The following is a 15,928-nucleotide window of genomic DNA, read 5'->3' as shown; positions in this document are numbered from 1 at the left end:
CATCTCAGGCCTCGCCGAGCCAGCGCGGATGCAGCAGGTCGAAGCGCGTGGCGCCCGCGTGCCAGGTGCGGCCCGTCGCGAGACTGCTGACCCAGACCTCGGCGGGAGCGAAGAGGGCGGGGTCGATGCGATAGAAGTCGTATTCGTATTCGGTGAAGATCTCGGCGAACGAGCGGCCAAAGTCACGCGACGCCGACGAAGGCATGCGCTGCGCGAGATCGCGCGCATCCTCGTCGCTGCCGTTGACGGTGAGGTGGACGCGCCCGCCGTAGAGGATCGCGTCGTTGGTGCGGCCCATCGCTTCGATCGCCTCGCGCGCCGGCGGCGGCAGCGGCGCGCTCGCGCTGCCCTCGACGATGTCGCCGAGCGCGAAGCCGAGCACATGCGCCTTGTGCAGCGCCACTTCGAGCGCGCGCGCGACCACTTGCGTCGTGCCCGCGCGGCTGGCCGTGGGCGTGAGGATCAGCGTGAGGCCGCGCGCTTCCAGCGCGCAATAGCGCAGGATCTTGTCGATGACGACCTCGGGCGGCACGCGGTCCACCTCCAGCACGAGACAGCCGTGTTTCGACACATCGCGATAGCCCAGGTCTTCGTAAAGCGGCTCCTTGCAGGAGAGCGAGCGCGCCGGGCCCGAGCCGAGCGCGAAGAACTTCTTGCCGCCTGTCTCCTCTTTCGAGGCGGCAAGGCTCCAGCCCGCGTACTGGCTCGCGAGGCAGGCGAGCACCGGCTGCGCGCTCGCGATCTCGACCATGGTGGGCCACTCGTCGCGCGCGCTCGCGCCGCTGTTCGCGCGCACGCGCACGGTGCCGAGCCCGCCCATGCAGATCGCGGCGATCTCGGCGCCGGCGGCGACGCTGCCGGGCGCTTCGATGCCAGCGTCGACGATCAGCACGCCGCGCTCGTCGCGGCGGGCGGCGATCCCCAGCTCGGCCTGCCGCTCGAGGAGCGAGGCGATCAAGGGTTGCGCGAGCGCGTTGACGCTGAGCGACGCGGCGCTGGTTGCGGATTCAACGACAGGCGTATGAGCGTTCATGGGACACCTTCATCAAGGGTTCGATGGCCGCGGCGCGCGCGGCGAGGGCGGCGCGCACCGCGTCCACGGAGGTACCCGGCGCGCAGGTCGCCGAGACGGTGCAAAGCGGCGTGCCGGCGGCAATCGCGTTGCCGGCGACCGGAATGTCGTGGCACCAGCCAAGCCGCCGCGCCTGGTCTTCGAATGCGGGCGTGACGGCATGATCGGCCTGCGCGAACACGACGAGTTGGCCGCGTACCGGCGGCGCGTGCGTGGTTGCGCGTGCTTCTTCGGGCGTTTCCAGGGCTTCGCCCTGGCAGGCACGCACGTGACGCGCGAGCAACGGGGCGTGAGGTTCGCAGTCGTAGAGCGCCATCGTCGCCGAGGGGCGCGCGTTGACTTCGAGGACGACGCAGCGTTCGCCGTCGCTCAGGAAATCGAGGCTGTTGAGCCCGACGAGCCCGCTCGCGGCGACGATCGCCTGCACGGCGTGGTGTACCGCGTGGGCGAGGCGCTCGCCCACCTGAACGGGGCCGATCGCACCGCGCCAGGCGAACGGATGTTCGCCGTGCCGCGCGACGATCTGCTCGTTGATGCCGAGCACTTGCGCGTGGCGTCCATCGGCGAGAAAGAGCGCCGACATCGGGCGGCCCGTGCAGATACGCTGGTAGTAGTGGTTGCCGTGCTCGTCATGAGCCGGAGCATCGGATACATTCGCAAGACGAATATGCCAGCCGCCGGTACCCGAGGCTTCCTTGCGCAACCAGCCGCTCGCGTCGTGCGGTGGCTCCATGCGTGTTTCAGGACAGGCGATGCCGTGTTCGTTCAGTATTGCGAAGAAATGGTCGGGCGTACGCACGGCGTCCCAAGCTTGCGGAGCATTGCCAATGCGCGGCAACCCATCGATCTCCGCGTGCAGCAGCGCCGGACAGGCTTCGAAGCCGCTGCCCGCGATCCAGCCCATGACGCCGGGCACATCGCTCGCACGTTCGAGCGCGGCGCGCGTGCGTGCCGGATCGAGTGCGAGCGCGGCGGCCTGGCCGACCGGGTGCCAGCGCTGTGCGGCGCCGCGCGTGTCGCTGTCGCCGAACAGGTCGAGCGCGATGACACGCCAGCCCGCGCGCCGTGCCGACTCGGCGAGCATCCGCACGGAAAGCCCGGCCACGACGATGGCGGGCCGCGTCATGATCGCGCCTGCTTGCAGCGGCGAGTGGGCTTCGCGTGGCGCATCGCGGCTTCGGGCTCGCTCACGCTGCCTGAACCTCAGCCTCGGCCACGACCTCGCGCGCGAGCGCGAAGGCCTCTTCGAAGCCGAGATAGACCGGTTTGGCGCTCGCCAGCATCCGTTCGAACAGCCGCCGCTGCACCTGATACTTGACGTTGCCGATCGCCAGCGCGCCGATGCCGAGTGCACGGTGCATCCCGAATGGCTTGCCGTCGTCGGCGACGCCCACGCCGTCGATGCCGGCTGGCGGCACCGCGTTCACGTCAGCGGCCACGAGTAGTTGGGAAGCCTGATCGACCTGGCGCGTGTTCATCACCTGCACGCCCGCAGCCGCGGTCGCAAAGACCAGTTCCGCGCGCGAAAGCGTGGTGTCGAGCGCTTCGGTAAGCTGAGCGTCGGCGCCGCGCGTCTGCACGTCGAAGCGCGCGTTGATGCGGCCGCTCGCGGCCTGCGCAGCTTCGAGGCCGCGGCTGCTCGCAATCGACACGAGCGCGCCCGCGCGCGCGGCTAGCACGCCCGCGATCACGCCCACCGGCCCCGTGCCGCCCAGCACGACGACGCGCTTGCCTTCGAGCGCCGCGCCGTGCGCGCGCCGCAGATGCCACTCGACGCTCGCGACGAGCGCGGCCGCTGTCGTGTAGGCGCCGCTCGGGTCGGCGAACACGGAGACCTCGAACGGCGGCACCATCGCTTCGCGCGCGCGCTTGAGCATGTCGGCGGCCAGCACGACATCGCGTCCGCCGATGAAGAGGCCCGTGCGCGCCACGCCTTTGGGACCGCGCGAGAAGATTGCGTCCTGCGTGAGCCCGGCGATGTTGTCGATGCCGACGTCGGCATAGGGCACGACGACCTGGTATCCCGCATCGACGGCCATGTTCACGTCAAATGGGCTCATCTGCCGGGTCGGCGTGAACATGTGGAGAATGAAGGGACGTTCCATAGTGTGTGTCGGGTGTCCAGGAGAGGTTGAAAGAGGGCGTCAGGCGTCGCCCGGCGCATGAATGATGGTGGCGCCCGCGTTGCGCCCTTTGACGATCTCGAGCCGCAGCGTGGGGCCGACCACGCCGGCCGCGCGCGCGGCCGCGACGGCGTGCGTGGCCTCTTCGTGCGAGGCGAGGATCGCGAAGCCCGTGGGGCCCCACGAGCTCTGTCCAATGCCGGCGCAATGCCGTGCACCAATCCAGTCGAGCACGCGCGCGACAGCCGCGCTCGTATAGATGCCGCCTTGCGAAGGCGCGAAGTAGCGGCCGATGCCCTCCTGCAGCTCGCTCACGCCGCGCGCGAACGGCGCGAAGTCATGCTCCGCGGCAGCCGGCAGAATCTGCATCAAGGCAAGGTGACAGGCGTGGGCGGCCAGGTCCTGCGGAAACGGCGGCAGCGCGGCCATCGCCTTGCGTTCGGCGGGGCCGGACAAGCCGCTGCGCGCGTCGTCGAGCACTAGCAGCACGCGCCATTCGTCGGGAAAAGGCAGGCGCGCGAGCACGGGCGGCAGCTCCGTTGCCGAGCGCGGACCGCCGTCGAGGATCAGCCCGCCGTGCTCGAAGCCCGCCACGCCGACCCCCGAGCGCGCGCCGCGGGCGAGGGCGAGTGCAAGCTGCGCCGCGTCGAGATCGAGCCCATGCAGCCGCGCGAACGCATGACCGGCGCACAGCGCGAGCTGGGTGCCGGAGCCGAGACCCGCATGCACCGGCAGCACGTGGCGCAAGCGCACGTCGAGCGGCTCGCGCCGGCCGCTCAGGCGCTTGAGCGCCTCGATATGCTCGCGCAGGCGCGGCAGCTCCTCGCTCGCATAGGGCGGGGCGGTGTAGCGATCGTCGTCGCTGTTGACGTGGTTGTCGTTGTTGTCGTTGTGGCTGCGGGCGAGCCGCATTTCGAGCGTCGTGCTGATGCCGTCGATCACGAGGCCGAGGCTGCCGAAGCGCCGGCCGAGAGATGCGCCGGGATCGAGAAAGCCGAGATGCAGCCGCCCGGGTGCATTCACGGTGACGGCACTCGCTGCTTTCATGGGGTATTGCGTCGTGGCGTATTGCGTCATGAGCGCTTCCTTGCATCGGTGAGCGGACGGCCTGGTCCGCCGACTCATGCAAGCGTCATGCCACACGGGCCGCGTGCGAGCACATATCGACTGAAGAGCCTGCGTAGATCGTGCCAGCCGAGAGCGTGCTTCTCATGGGCGCATCGCGAGCGTCACGCTGCTCAAACCCACGCGTGCGCCGTATCGGTGACAGTGTGTCACTCGCCCCGCTTGATTCGCACGGGGTGCGTGGGCAGATCCACGTATTCGCCGGCGAGATACGTCTCGGTGTTTTCCAGTACGAAGCGGCGGAACGACTGGCAGGTAGGCGAGAGCTGCCGCGCATTCAAATGGACGATCTGCCATGCGCGGTCGATGGGCGTGCCGCTCACGTCGAGCAGCGCGATTTCGCGCGTGCGCAGCTCCAGCCTCAGCGTGTGCAGCGAGAGCAGGCTGATGCCCATGCCCGCCATGACGGCCTGTTTGATGGTCTCGTTGCTGTCGAGCGTGACGACCTTCGCGGGCGTGAAGAGGTGATGCTTGAACATTTGCTCGACGACCGTGCGCGTGCCCGAGCCCGGCTCGCGCATGAGGAAGGTCTCATGGCGCAGCTCCTGCACGTCGATGCGCCGCGCCGCCGAGAACGCGTGATCGCGCGCCGCGACGATCACCTGCGGGTTGTACGCGAGCGGCTCGGCGACGGCGTCGAGATCGCGCGGCGGGCGGCCCATCACCGCGAGGTCGATGGCGTTGTCCTGCAGCATGCGCAACAGCGGCTCGCGCGGCGCAATCGTGAAGCGCACGTCGACCTTCGGAAACTGAGTGCAATAGCGCGCGATCAACTGCGGCACGAAATAGCGCGCGGTGCTCACGAGGCCCACTGAGATCGCGCCGCTATCGGCAAGCGAGAGCGACTGCAGCGCGTCCTGGGCGTCCTTGACCTCGCCGAGGATACGTTGGGCATGATGCGCGAGCGTCGTGCCGGCTTCGGTCAGCGCGATGCGTCGCGCGATGCGCTCGAACAGCGGCAGGCCAATGGCCTCCTCGAGCTGCTTGATCTGCATGGAGACGGCCGGCTGCGAGAGATGAAGCTCCTGCGCCGCGCGCACGAAGCTCACATGCCTCGCCGCGGCGGCAAAGATTTGCAACTGGCGCAGCGTGAGCGTGCGGACGAAGTTGAGCATGGGAGGACGCCTGGAAAAGCGCCTGAACAAGGATGCCAATGGCGCGCGAGGACAGGTAAGGGATCCCTTATAGGCTGACTAAGAATATCTGAATTTCGCTGAATCGATGCGCACTTTATCGTTGAGCCGTGCGCTTGACCATGCGCTTGAGCCTGGTTCGGCAGGCGCGCGATTCTCATCGAACCCCGCCGCAGTGCGGGCCGAAAAGCGCGGAGGTGGACGCGGCTGGAGAAGGTTGCCGCAGAAACGGGTTGCAGAGACTGGCAGGCATCTTGCTCCTGCTGCCGGTATTCACGCGGGCCGCCTGTTTCGTGCGGCGCGAAGCATTCTGAACTCCTGCAATGAGGCGACCATGCCAGGCCGATACATGACGCTCGACGATTTTCTTGCACGCGAACTGGACGGCAAGCACGACGCAGCCGGCGCGCACCGGCTGCGCATGGTGCTTGGCGAGATCGCGCTGGCGGTACGTGCCATCACCGCGATGATCGAGCGGATCACGCTATACGGCGGCGCGGGCGCGGGCGTGGATGCGAAAGCGGCCGCGCGCGAATCGATGATGGCGCTGTGCGAGCGCAGCGCGTACATCGCGGGCTATGCGGCGGCGGGATCGAATGGCACTCGTGCCACGGCGGCCGCGGTGCGTGGCGGCTATCTGCTGGCTTTCGAGGCGCTCGATGGGGCCGCGCAGATCGCGGAAAACGGCGTGGCAGGCAGTGTTTTTTCGGTGCGCGAGGCCACGCGTGAATCGATGGACGAGGATGCGCGCGAAGCCGCGTGGCTGTGCAGCGATGGAACCCCGTGCGCGGCGGCCTACGCACTCTATGGCCCCTCGACGCAGCTCGTCTTGACGCTGGGACGCGGCACCCACGGCTTCACGCTCGATCGCGCCAGCGGCACGTTCGTGCTCACGCATCATGCGATGCGCGTGTCGGACGAGGGCGTCGAACTGGCGATCGACGGTGCGCGCGAGCACGCGTGGGAGCCGCCCGTGCAGCGCTACGTGCGCGAATGCCGGGCGGGCAGCGTGGGCGCGCGCGAGCGTGAATTCAGCCAGCGCTTTGGCGGTTGCGCCGTGGCGGACCTGCATCGCGTGCTGATGCGCGGCGGGGTGGGCATCGTGCCGCGCGAGCCTCGCGAGCTGCAGGGAACAAGCGGCCTGCGGCTCGTGCACGCGGCACAACCGCTCGCGATGCTGGTCGAGCAGGCGGGCGGCGCGGCCAGCACGGGGCGCGAGCGCGTGCTCGACCTGCGGGCCGGCGCGCTCGACGAACGTGTTGGTGTCGCGATGGGGGCGAAGAGCGAAGTCGCGCGGCTCGAGCGCTACTACGGCGAGTACGAGCGCGGCGTGGACCGGCCGTTCGATTCGCCGCTGTTTAACGAACGTTCGCTGTTCCGTCCCGAAGCCTGCGCCTGAGCGAGACACCATGTCGATCAAACATCCGATCGTGGCGGTCACCGGTTCGAGCGGCGCGGGCACGACCACGGTGATGAAGAGTTTTCAGCACATCTTCCGGCGCGAGAAGCTCAAGGCGCAGATCGTGGAGGGCGACGCCTTTCACCGTCATGATCGCGAGGGGATGCACATTGCGATGAAGGAAGCGGAAGAAAAGCGCCAGCAGTTCAGCCACTTCGGCCCCGATGCGAATGTGCTGGACCGGCTGGAGGATCTGTTCCGGCAGTATGGCGCGACGGGCCGGGGCCACGTGCGCAAGTACATCCACGACGAGGCCGAAGCGCTGCAATACGACGTGGAGCCCGGCAAGTTCACGGCGTGGACCGACGTCGAGCCGGACACCGATCTGCTGTTTTACGAGGGCCTGCATGGCGGCTTCGTGGGCCACGGCATCGACGTTGCGCAGCATACGGATCTGCTCGTGGGCGTGGTGCCCATCATCAATCTCGAGTGGATCCAGAAGCTGCATCGCGACAAGACGCTGCGCGGCTACTCGCAGGAGGCGGTGATGGACACGATCCTGCGCCGCATGCCTGACTACGCGCATTACATATGCCCGCAGTTCAGCCGCACGCATGTGAATTTTCAGCGCGTGCCGACCGTGGATACGTCGAATCCGTTCACGGCGCGCGATATCCCGAGCGCGGACGAGAGCTTTGTCGTGATCCGTTTTGCCAATCCGAGGGGGATCGACTTTCCCTATTTGCTGACGATGCTGCAGGACTCGTTCATGAGCCGGCCCAATGTGATTGTCGTGCCGGGCGGCAAGATGGGGCTTGCGATGCAGCTGATCTTTACGCCGATGATTCTGAAGATGATCGATCGGCAACAACGCGCGGCTTGAAGGCACGAGGACACGCGCTTATTAACGTTTATTGCAGACAAATGGCCTTTGAAGGCTCAATACCAGGAGATACTCAAATGCAAGTCATGTCGCGCAAATTGCCCATTGACGCAGTACTGTTCGATCTTGCCAGCACCTTGCATGGCAAGCGCATTGGCGGTCACTTCGCCGAGCTTTTTCCCGACGTCGAGGCCGCGCTTGATGGATTGCGGCAGATGGGGCTCAAGCTCGGGGTGGTGACCGATAAGGCCATGGACGCTGTAGAGCCGATGCTGCAGCGCTTCGGGCTGTCGATGTGGTTTGATATTGTGGTGGATGGGGGCGCTGTGGCGGAGCGCAAGCCGCATCCGGCACCGTTGTTGCATGCCTGTGAGGCGCTGGCGGTGCAGCCTGCGCATGCGCTTTATGTTGGGGATTCGGAGAACGATGCGCTGGCCGCGCAGGCTGCTGGGATGCAGATGATTCGTGTTAGCTATGCTGAAGGGTCTAATGATGCGACGGAGGCGTCGCCGTGCTTGCGGGTTATTGATACGCTCTCTGAGCTGCTCGAGATGATCGGTAGTCCCCATCAGGGGAATCGGACCAGGCGCGTCGTGCAGGCCGCCTATCGGCATGATGATTGGGCTGGGTTGTATATCTGATTTTTTTCCGCGGTTCGCGGTTCGCTGGGCCGTTGGCCTTAACTTGTTTTCGCGGCGGGCCGCAGGCGTTGCCCCTGTGCGGGGCGGCACCTACTTTTCTTTGCCGCGGCAAAGAAAAGTAGGCAAAAGAAAGCCGCTCACACCGCCAGTGTGACGCAGTCCACCACTGCCCTTTTATTCGGAGCGGCTCCGGAGCGTCTGTCGCCACGCGTCGTCACACGGAGTGACTAAGGGCTCATCCATCCGGCGGCGCTGCGCGCGCCGTGGGGTATATCCAAAACCACTGGGATTCGCGCGTATTCGTAAAACTCCAGCGTACTCGACCGGCGCTCGCCCACGCATTCGCCAGCCAGCACGCCCGTGCATTCACGGTTAGCATCCCAACGCATTCACCGGTTAGCATTCCAACGCATTTACCGGTCAGCACCCTGTGCATTTACCGGGCGGCACCCCCAGCGCATCTACCGGTCGGCCCTCTGCGCATTTACCGGTCAGAACCCCCGCGCATTTACCGGGCGGCGCCGCAACGCATTCGCCGGCCAGCCCGCTTGGTTTTCCATGCAGACCCTTCCGCCCGCGCGTAGCGCGTGGCGGGAAGGATGAGCCCTTTGTCACTAACGTGGAGTGTGCGAGGAGACGGATGCCCCGGAGCCGCTCCGATGGACAGGGCAGTGGTGGACTGCGTCACACTAGCGGTGTGAGCCGCTTTCTTTTGCCTACTTTTCTTTGCGGCTGCAAAGAAAAGTAGGTGCCGCCCCGCACAGGGGCAACGCCTGCGGCCCGCCGCGAAAACAGGTTAAGGCTAAAGCCTTAAAAGCAACATCAGCGTTTGATATTAACGCGCCGCATCTTCCGATACAGCGTATTACGCGTAACACCGAGCGCATTAGCGACTTCGCTAACATTCCACCGATGCGTATCGAGCAATCCCATGAGCGCCTCGCGCTCGGCCAGCAATATTGCATTGAGCGGCACGCAGTCCTCATCAGCCTCATCGATCTGATCAATATTGCCGCCCGCATCGGAGCTCATCGCGCCTGGCGCGCACGCACCAGCATCCCCACGCTGCACAGCGGGCAACCTCAACCCGGCACCGCGCACAAGATCCGCAGGCAAATGAGCAGCACCAAGCTCCGGCCCCTCACAAAGCGCGGCCGCCGTCCGCAACACATTCCGCAACTGCCGCACATTACCGGGCCAAGGACTAGCCAGGAGGATCTCCCGAGCATCCCTGCCAAGCATAGGCGCCACCTCATTATCCTGCTCAAGCAGATGAAGCATCAGCGCCAGCTTATCCTCACGCTCCCGCAGCGGAGGCACACTCACCGCAACACCGCTAAGCCGGTAATAAAGATCCTCACGAAACTGCCCGCTAGCAACAAGCGCGGCCAAATCTCGATGGCTCGCGCTAATGAGCTGGAAATCCACCTTAATGACGGTCTCCGATCCCAGCGGCGTCACTTCGCGCTCCTCGAGCACACGCAACAGCCGCGCCTGCAGCGCAAGCGGCATGTCGCCAATCTCGTCCAGAAAGAGCGTGCCGCCGTTGGCCTGGAGGATCTTGCCGCGTCGCCCTTCACGCTGCGCGCCCGTGAATGCGCCCGCACGATAGCCAAACAACTCGCTCTCGATCAGATGCTCGGGCAACGACGCACAATTGATCGCGACAAACGGCCCGTCGCGGCGTGCGCTCGCTGCGTGCAGCGCGTTGGCAAAGACGTCCTTCCCCGAGCCCGTCTCGCCGCGCACGAGCACGGCAATGCCGCGATCGATCACGCGTTCACCCAGGCTCAACTGGCTCGCGAGATGCGCGTCGCCGAACTCGACACGCGGGCCGCCCTGACGCGCGCCTTCTGGATTGCGTGCGCGGTTGCGCGTGCCGTCGCGGCGCAGCGCGGCCATCTCACGCTCTTGCGGCGCCTGGGGTTCCTGCGCGGCTTGTGCATGCGCGCGAGACCGGCCCACGTTGGCTGAAGACTGCTTGAGCGGCGCCTGCGCAACGGCGAAGAAGCGGTTCGGCGCATGAGCGCGATACACCGCAACCGGGTGAAACGAGCTCTGCACGCTGCGCGCAACGAGGTCCGCAAGCGTGGCGTTGAAGAGATCGGTGATGCGCTTGCCGGCGATCTCGGCAAGCGTGCCAAAGCCGAGCTGGAACAGCGCGCTGCGGTTCGCGCCGAGCACGAGCCCGCTCTCGTCGATCGTGAGCTTGCCGGCGTGCAGCGTATTCACGAACTCCGGGCGGCTATGAAAATGCACCATGTGCGCCTGCGTGTGTCGCGCGTCGAGCAGGCGATTCTCGATCATCTGCCGCGACATGCCCACGAGCACGAGCGAATGTTGTTGCTGCAACTGAGAGCGGCTCGTCACGTCGAGCACCCCCGCGAGCGCGCCGCGCTCGTCGAACACGGGCGCGGCCGAGCAGGTGAGGGCGGCATAGCGCGAGAAGAAATGCTCGTGCTGGCGCACGGCAAGCGCTTCGCCTTCGGCGAGGCACGTGCCCATGCCGTTGGTGCCCGCTTCGCGCTCGTTCCAGAGCGCGCCCGCGCAAAAGCCCCAGTCTTCCACTTGCTCCGCGAAGCTCGTCGAGGACACCAGATGCAGAATCACGCCGTCCGCGTCGGTCAGCACGACCGCGAGATCGGCGTCACCCAGCTGCTGATAGAGCGTCGTCATCTCGAGCTTCGCGCAGCCGATCAGATCCGCCTGGCGCTCGCGGCGCTGTGCGAGCTCGGCGCTCGTGAGCACGGGTGGCGGCCGGCACGTGTCGGGGTCGAGCCCGTAGTCGTTCAGGCAGCGCGTCCACGAGCGCACGATGGCCGCGCTCGGCTCGTAATGTCCGAGCCGCTGGCGCAATACGCCGTCGACGCCGCTCGCGCGGGCAGCCCGCTCAATACATTCTTCGGCATATTGGGTTGACTGCATGACACGTGTCTCCGGAGTCTCCGACTGCCATTCATGGGCACATCGACGGTCGCATCGCCCTCGAACGGCGGCGCTGCGGCCAGCTTGTGTCCAATTATTTGCAGTCAAATATCCGGTGACAATTCGCCTTATGGGGCTACCCCCTTGTGGGTAGCCGCGTGTCATGCAGCCGTTCGGGACTCAGGCAGGCGCGAGGGGACGGTGGCGTCTCAGCGTTCGCGCGAGCCGTGCTCGTGGCGCCATACCACGGCCTCGAGGCGCGAATGCAGGTCGAGCTTGCGCAGCACGTGCTTCACGTGAACCTTGACGGTACCCACGCTGATGCCGAGCTTGCGCGCGATGACCTTGTTGCACATCCCCTCGACGAGGTAGTCGAGTACCTCGACCTCGCGCGCGGTGAGGTCCGATTGCGCGGCTGGCATGCGCTGGCCGCCCGAGAGGGCATGCACGAGGCTGCCCGTGACCGCGTCGCTGAGCACGGCGGCGCCCGCCAGGGCTTTCTGCAGCGTGACGCAGAGGTCCTCGGGGTCCATGTCCTTGAGCAGATAGCCGTGGGCGCCCGCGCGCAGCGCGGCGACCACATCGCGCTCGTGGTCCGAGACGGTCAGCATGATGAAGCGCGCGTTCACGTCGGCATCGCGCATCAATTGAAGGGTCTCGATGCCGCTCACTTCCGGCATGTTGAGGTCAATCAGCACGATCTCGGGCTTCAGGCGCGTGGCCATCTCGACCCCTTCGCGACCCGAAGCGGCTTCGCCCGCGATCGAAAACAGCGGATTCATCTGGATGAGCTGCGCGACGCCTTTGCGAAAGAGGGCATGGTCGTCGATAAGCAGAACGGTATGGGGGGGCATGGAGCTTCCTTGGCGCGTTAACCAGACTACCTGTCTCTACTGGAACGGCGTGATCCGTGTCTTGCCGCGCATGTCTACGTCATTGCATATGCACAGCAGGCACAGCAACCGGATCTTTTCTTGATTAGAGGTTCAAGTCTACGCGTGGATACCCGATGGACAATATTCAATCGTAAGAAAAAAAACGGGCTGGCTCATGGCAGGCCAGCCCAAACGACTTCTCACTTCCCCCGCAATGCGCTGTTACGCCTAAAAGTGACTGCGCAATTCCTCAGCGATGTCGAAGATGTCACCGACAATGCCGTAGCGCGCGATCGTGAAGATCGAGGCTTCGGGGTCGGTGTTCACGGCGATGATGTTGTCCACGTGCTTCATGCCGGCCATGTGCTGCACCGAGCCCGAGATGCCCATCGCGATGTACATCTTGCAGGCCGCCGCGGTCTTGCCGGACTGCCCCACCTGATGCGCTTTCGGCAGCCAGCCCGAGTCGGCGATCGGGCGCGAGCAGCCGAGCGTGGCGCCCACGGTCTCCGCGAGCTCGCGGAATTGCTCGACGTGCGTTTCCTCGCCGATGCCCCGGCCAACCGAGAGGATGAATTCGGCGCCCGGGATGTCGACGTCGCCGCTCGCCGCCGGCTCCTCGAACGCGAGGTGCCTGCTGCGCGGCGTGAGCGCCGGCGCGGCGAAGGTGCTCACGGCGGGGCTGGCGGCGGTTTCGGGCGCCTTGAAGGCGCCGGGGCGCAGCGTCACGATCGTGGTCTCCTTGCCCGGAAACTCGATCTCCATGTTGACCTTCTGCCCGTAGCCCGAGCGCGTCGCGAGCCAGTCCGCGCCGTCGCGCGCGAGCCCGAACGCGTCGGTCGTGAACCCGTAGTTGCCCTTGGCCGCGAGCGGGGCGGCATAGCCGAGCGTGTCGATCGTGTGTGGCAGCAGCACGAGCGAGGGCTTGCGCGCCTCGATCAGTGCACGCGCAACGGTTTCGTAAACTTCGGGGTCGAAGGCGTCGGTGCTCGTCTCCACGGTGACGATTTCGTCCACGCCCGCGAGCTTGAGGCTTTCCACCCATGCGTTGGGCTGCGCGCCCAGCACGGCAACCGTGACGGCTTCGCCGCTCGCGGCTTTCGCCTGCACGGCGGCGCCGAGCACTTCGAGACTGACCGGGCGCAGTTGCCCTTGACGGTGTTCTACCAGGACCAGAATGCCGCTCATTTCGTTTCTCCCCTGAATTCCTTGATCAGGCCTGCCAGGCGTGCCGCCTGCTCGGCGGGCGTGCCCTCGATCATTTGCGCGCGGCCCGTGGCCGGCACATAGACGCGGCGGATGCGCGAGAGCGATCCCGCCGCGCCGGTCTCGCCAGCGGCAAGGCCGAGCTCGTCCGGCGTGAACGTTTCGATGGGCCGCTGCGCGGCCTGCTTGATGCCGCGCAGCGAGGCGTAGCGCGGCGTGTTGATGCCGAGCTGGATGGTCAGCACGGCGGGGCACTGCACCTCGACGGTGGCGTACGAGCCGCCCTCGAGTTCGCGGCGCGCGGTGGCCGTCTTCGCGCCGGGTGCGTAATCGAGCCCGGCCACCACCGCGGCGTGCGGCCAGTCGATCAGGCCCGCGAGCGCCATGCCCGTCACGCCATAGGCGTGATCGGAGGCCTGCACGCCCGCGAAAATCATGTCCGGCGCTTCCTTGCGCGCGAGCGCGGCCAGCACGCGGGCGATGGCGACCGGATCGGCGTCTTCGAGCTCGTCGCTCCAGATCCGTATCGCGCGGTCCGCGCCTTTCGCGAGGCACTTGCGCAGTTCGTCGTCGGCGCCTTCGGGGCCGACCGTGGCCACCACGATCTCGATGTCGCCGTTCGCGCCCTCCTTCAGGCGCATCGCTTCTTCCAGTGCGTAGTGGTCCCACTCGTTCAGGTCGAAGACGTGGAAATCGGCGCTGACGTCGCGGCCGTCGTCGTTCAGCTCGAAGTCTTCATCGAGCGAGGCGACCTGCTTGATTGTGACTAGTATTTTCATCTTGACTCCATCGTGTTCGTCGGACAGGGCGAATCGTGTTGCATGTCTTGCTCGGGTAACTCGTCTTGCAATGCATCGTCATCCAGCGGATGGGGGGAAGCGGCAGCGGGCGGCGGCGCGCCGGCAGCGGCGGACACGACCGGGCCGAGCGCGCGCCCGAAATAGCCGAACAGGCGCGCGCGGGCCTCGCGATCGGGGTCGAAACGCATGCGCCAGCGGTCGGCGTCCGTGAGATTGGGGTGTTCGAACACCAGCACGCGGTGCAGCGGGTAGGGCTCGTGGCGCAACTGCAGCAGCACCCGCCGCGAGGCCTCGCGGTTCAGGATCACGCCGCGGCGCACGTCCGCGACGGGGTGGGCGGCGAGCCGCGCGAGCTGTGCCTGCGGGGTCGCGGGATGGCGCGCGATGCCGGAGAGCACGTCGACGTCTTCGTCGGCGGCGAGGCGGCGCAGCAGCGCGCCCGGCAGGTCCGCGCGCATCGCGACGCCCGCGCGGACCCACGGCGCCGGGTCGCCGGCCAGTTGCGCGACGAGGCGCGCCGGGCAGTCCGGATGGCGCGCCACCGCGCGGCGCACTTCGGATTCGGCGTCGTTGACGAGTCGCTCGAGCCACTCGGCCGGGCAGGCGGGGTTGCGCGCGAGCGTGCGGCGCACCCACGGATCGTCATTGCCGATCAGCCACTCGACGACCTTGAGCGGCAAGTCGCGGCGCGTGGCCACCACGCGCCGCACGATGGCCTGCGCATCGAAGCACAGCCCGATCAAGGCGCCGGCGGGCGTGTTCGCATTGAGCGCCGCGGCGCGGCGCACGCCGGGGTCTTCGTCGCGGGCGAGCTGTGCGAGGATCGTGGCGGGCGCGCGCGCCTGGAGCGCGAGGCTGCGCCGCTCGGCCGGCGACGAGGGCAGCGTGTGCAGCAGCGTTTCGGGGCAGCACGGATGGCGCAGCACCTGGGCGCGCACCGCGCTCGTGCGTGTGCTCTTCCAGAGCTGCAACAGCGTTTGCGGATCGGTCGCGAGATGGATCGCGAGCAGGCGCTGCAGCACGGCAATGCCGCGCTGCTCGACGAGCGTGAGCAGTTCCGAGGGCACGCCCACGTTCTCGCACAGCGCACGCAGCACGTCGAGATCCTCGCTTTGCGCCGCGAGCGTGGCGAGCAGCGCGCGCGGGGCTTGCGCGTGGCGCGCCAGCAGGCACGCAAGGCGCGGTGCGGGGGCGTCGTGCGTGTCGGCGAAACGCGCGAGCGCGTCGCCGGGCGTGGCGGGGTTTCGCGCGAGGCGCAGCTTCAGCGTCTCGTCGCGGTTCGCCGCCGCGAGCCGCGCGAGCTCGGCAAGCACCGCGCCGTGGGCGAAGGTGCAGGCCGCGAGCGCGAGGCAGTCGCGCCGCGCCACAAAGAGCCGCGCGCCTAGCCGTTCGCGGTCCGCGTCGTCCGCGTGCGGGTAGAGCGCGGCGGCCGCGTAGATGTCGTCGGCGGCCAGCGCGAGCTCGACCAGCTCGCGCCAGTGCCGGCGCATCGTCGGCGTGCGTGCACGCCGCTGCCTGGCGCGCCGTTCGTGCGCCTTGTGCGGCTCGTGCAACTCGGGCGTTTCGTGCGACTCGGGCATTTCGTGCGACTCGGGCGTTTCGTGCGGTTCGTGAGTCTTCTGCATCTCGTGCGTCCCATGCCTCGCGTGCCTTCCGTGCATCACGCGCGCGCGGTCTTGCGGGGTGGCGGTGCTGGGCGTCATCTCGGGCAATCCTCGCCGGGGCTCAGGTAGCGATCGGGCAACA

The 15,928-nt window shown here is 67.1% G+C and carries 13 protein-coding genes; 3 read left to right on the top strand and 10 right to left on the bottom strand.

Going from position 1 to position 15,928, the window contains the following annotated elements:
- Nucleotides 1-4: 4 nt before the first annotated feature.
- From mch to E1956_RS20430, 5 genes are all read right to left on the bottom strand, one after another.
- Nucleotides 5-1,033: a methenyltetrahydromethanopterin cyclohydrolase gene (gene mch / locus E1956_RS20450; RefSeq protein WP_134752383.1), complete on the bottom strand. Its 1,029-nt coding sequence runs from the start codon at nt 1,031-1,033 to the stop codon at nt 5-7.
- Nucleotides 1,008-2,198, bottom strand: a complete 1,191-nt coding sequence (locus E1956_RS20445; RefSeq protein ID WP_134752381.1) for an ATP-grasp domain-containing protein — start codon at nt 2,196-2,198, stop codon at nt 1,008-1,010. Before E1956_RS20445 ends, mch begins: the two co-directional genes overlap by 26 nt.
- Before the next feature lie 61 nt (nt 2,199-2,259).
- A complete protein-coding gene (locus E1956_RS20440; protein WP_134752379.1) occupies nt 2,260-3,177 on the bottom strand; it encodes an NAD(P)-dependent methylenetetrahydromethanopterin dehydrogenase in 918 nt (305 codons plus the stop codon).
- 39 nt (nt 3,178-3,216) lie between these two features.
- On the bottom strand, nt 3,217-4,272 hold the full coding sequence (locus E1956_RS20435; protein ID WP_232071754.1) for a beta-ribofuranosylaminobenzene 5'-phosphate synthase family protein: 1,056 nt from the start codon (nt 4,270-4,272) through the stop codon (nt 3,217-3,219).
- Nucleotides 4,273-4,469: 197 nt separating this feature from the next.
- On the bottom strand, nt 4,470-5,435 hold the full coding sequence (locus E1956_RS20430; RefSeq protein WP_134752377.1) for a LysR family transcriptional regulator: 966 nt from the start codon (nt 5,433-5,435) through the stop codon (nt 4,470-4,472).
- Nucleotides 5,436-5,787: 352 nt separating this feature from the next.
- On the opposite strand from E1956_RS20430, the gene E1956_RS20425 reads away from it, so the two are divergent.
- From E1956_RS20425 to E1956_RS20415, 3 genes are all read left to right on the top strand, one after another.
- The gene (locus E1956_RS20425) at nt 5,788-6,852 is read left to right on the top strand and encodes an FIG domain-containing protein (protein ID WP_167760082.1); all 1,065 of its coding nucleotides are present in this window, start codon (nt 5,788-5,790) and stop codon (nt 6,850-6,852) included.
- A gap of 10 nt (nt 6,853-6,862) precedes the next feature.
- The gene (locus E1956_RS20420) at nt 6,863-7,735 is read left to right on the top strand and encodes a phosphoribulokinase (protein ID WP_134752373.1); all 873 of its coding nucleotides are present in this window, start codon (nt 6,863-6,865) and stop codon (nt 7,733-7,735) included.
- Nucleotides 7,736-7,812: 77 nt separating this feature from the next.
- Complete coding sequence (locus E1956_RS20415) at nt 7,813-8,376, top strand: HAD-IA family hydrolase (protein WP_134752371.1); 564 nt, start codon at nt 7,813-7,815, stop codon at nt 8,374-8,376.
- 822 nt (nt 8,377-9,198) lie between these two features.
- On the opposite strand, the gene E1956_RS20410 is transcribed toward E1956_RS20415, so the two are convergent.
- The 5 genes from E1956_RS20410 to E1956_RS20390 all read right to left on the bottom strand — a co-directional run bounded on the left by E1956_RS20410 (nt 9,199) and on the right by E1956_RS20390 (nt 15,885).
- Nucleotides 9,199-11,301 (bottom strand): sigma-54-dependent Fis family transcriptional regulator, encoded by a 2,103-nt coding sequence (locus tag E1956_RS20410; protein ID WP_134752369.1) that lies wholly within the window; start codon nt 11,299-11,301, stop codon nt 9,199-9,201.
- Nucleotides 11,302-11,510: 209 nt separating this feature from the next.
- The gene (narL, locus tag E1956_RS20405) at nt 11,511-12,155 is read right to left on the bottom strand and encodes a two-component system response regulator NarL (RefSeq protein WP_028223208.1); all 645 of its coding nucleotides are present in this window, start codon (nt 12,153-12,155) and stop codon (nt 11,511-11,513) included.
- Nucleotides 12,156-12,404: 249 nt separating this feature from the next.
- Nucleotides 12,405-13,364 (bottom strand): electron transfer flavoprotein subunit alpha/FixB family protein, encoded by a 960-nt coding sequence (locus E1956_RS20400; protein WP_134752367.1) that lies wholly within the window; start codon nt 13,362-13,364, stop codon nt 12,405-12,407.
- Nucleotides 13,361-14,161 carry an electron transfer flavoprotein subunit beta/FixA family protein gene (locus E1956_RS20395; protein ID WP_134752365.1) on the bottom strand — a complete coding sequence of 267 codons (801 nt, stop codon included), beginning with the start codon at nt 14,159-14,161 and terminating at the stop codon, nt 13,361-13,363. Before E1956_RS20395 ends, E1956_RS20400 begins: the two co-directional genes overlap by 4 nt.
- Nucleotides 14,158-15,885, bottom strand: coding sequence for a hypothetical protein (locus E1956_RS20390; RefSeq protein WP_232071752.1), 1,728 nt, complete (start codon nt 15,883-15,885; stop codon nt 14,158-14,160). The genes E1956_RS20395 and E1956_RS20390 overlap by 4 nt, the downstream gene beginning before the upstream one ends.
- Nucleotides 15,886-15,928 lie beyond the last annotated feature (43 nt).

Origin of the sequence: Paraburkholderia pallida (assembly GCF_004524855.1) — a bacterium.
Taxonomy (GTDB): Bacteria; Pseudomonadota; Gammaproteobacteria; order Burkholderiales; family Burkholderiaceae; genus Paraburkholderia; species Paraburkholderia oxyphila.
The sequence above is the reverse complement of the archived record's forward strand: the minus strand, read 5'-3'. Positions and strand labels throughout refer to the sequence as shown.

Excerpts from the sequence above, each read along its gene's own strand:
- E1956_RS20445 (WP_134752381.1), bottom strand. The coding sequence starts at position 2,198 with ATGACGCGGCCCGCCATCGTCGTGGCCGGGCTTTCCGTGCGGATGCTC.
- mch (WP_134752383.1), bottom strand. The coding sequence starts at position 1,033 with ATGAACGCTCATACGCCTGTCGTTGAATCCGCAACCAGCGCCGCGTCG.
- E1956_RS20390 (WP_232071752.1), bottom strand. The coding sequence starts at position 15,885 with ATGACGCCCAGCACCGCCACCCCGCAAGACCGCGCGCGCGTGATGCAC.
- narL (WP_028223208.1), bottom strand. The coding sequence starts at position 12,155 with ATGCCCCCCCATACCGTTCTGCTTATCGACGACCATGCCCTCTTTCGC.
- E1956_RS20425 (WP_167760082.1), top strand. The coding sequence starts at position 5,788 with ATGCCAGGCCGATACATGACGCTCGACGATTTTCTTGCACGCGAACTG.
- E1956_RS20415 (WP_134752371.1), top strand. The coding sequence starts at position 7,813 with ATGCAAGTCATGTCGCGCAAATTGCCCATTGACGCAGTACTGTTCGAT.
- E1956_RS20400 (WP_134752367.1), bottom strand. The coding sequence starts at position 13,364 with ATGAGCGGCATTCTGGTCCTGGTAGAACACCGTCAAGGGCAACTGCGC.
- E1956_RS20435 (WP_232071754.1), bottom strand. The coding sequence starts at position 4,272 with ATGACGCAATACGCCACGACGCAATACCCCATGAAAGCAGCGAGTGCC.
- E1956_RS20440 (WP_134752379.1), bottom strand. The coding sequence starts at position 3,177 with ATGGAACGTCCCTTCATTCTCCACATGTTCACGCCGACCCGGCAGATG.
- E1956_RS20430 (WP_134752377.1), bottom strand. The coding sequence starts at position 5,435 with ATGCTCAACTTCGTCCGCACGCTCACGCTGCGCCAGTTGCAAATCTTT.
- E1956_RS20395 (WP_134752365.1), bottom strand. The coding sequence starts at position 14,161 with ATGAAAATACTAGTCACAATCAAGCAGGTCGCCTCGCTCGATGAAGAC.
- E1956_RS20420 (WP_134752373.1), top strand. The coding sequence starts at position 6,863 with ATGTCGATCAAACATCCGATCGTGGCGGTCACCGGTTCGAGCGGCGCG.
- E1956_RS20410 (WP_134752369.1), bottom strand. The coding sequence starts at position 11,301 with ATGCAGTCAACCCAATATGCCGAAGAATGTATTGAGCGGGCTGCCCGC.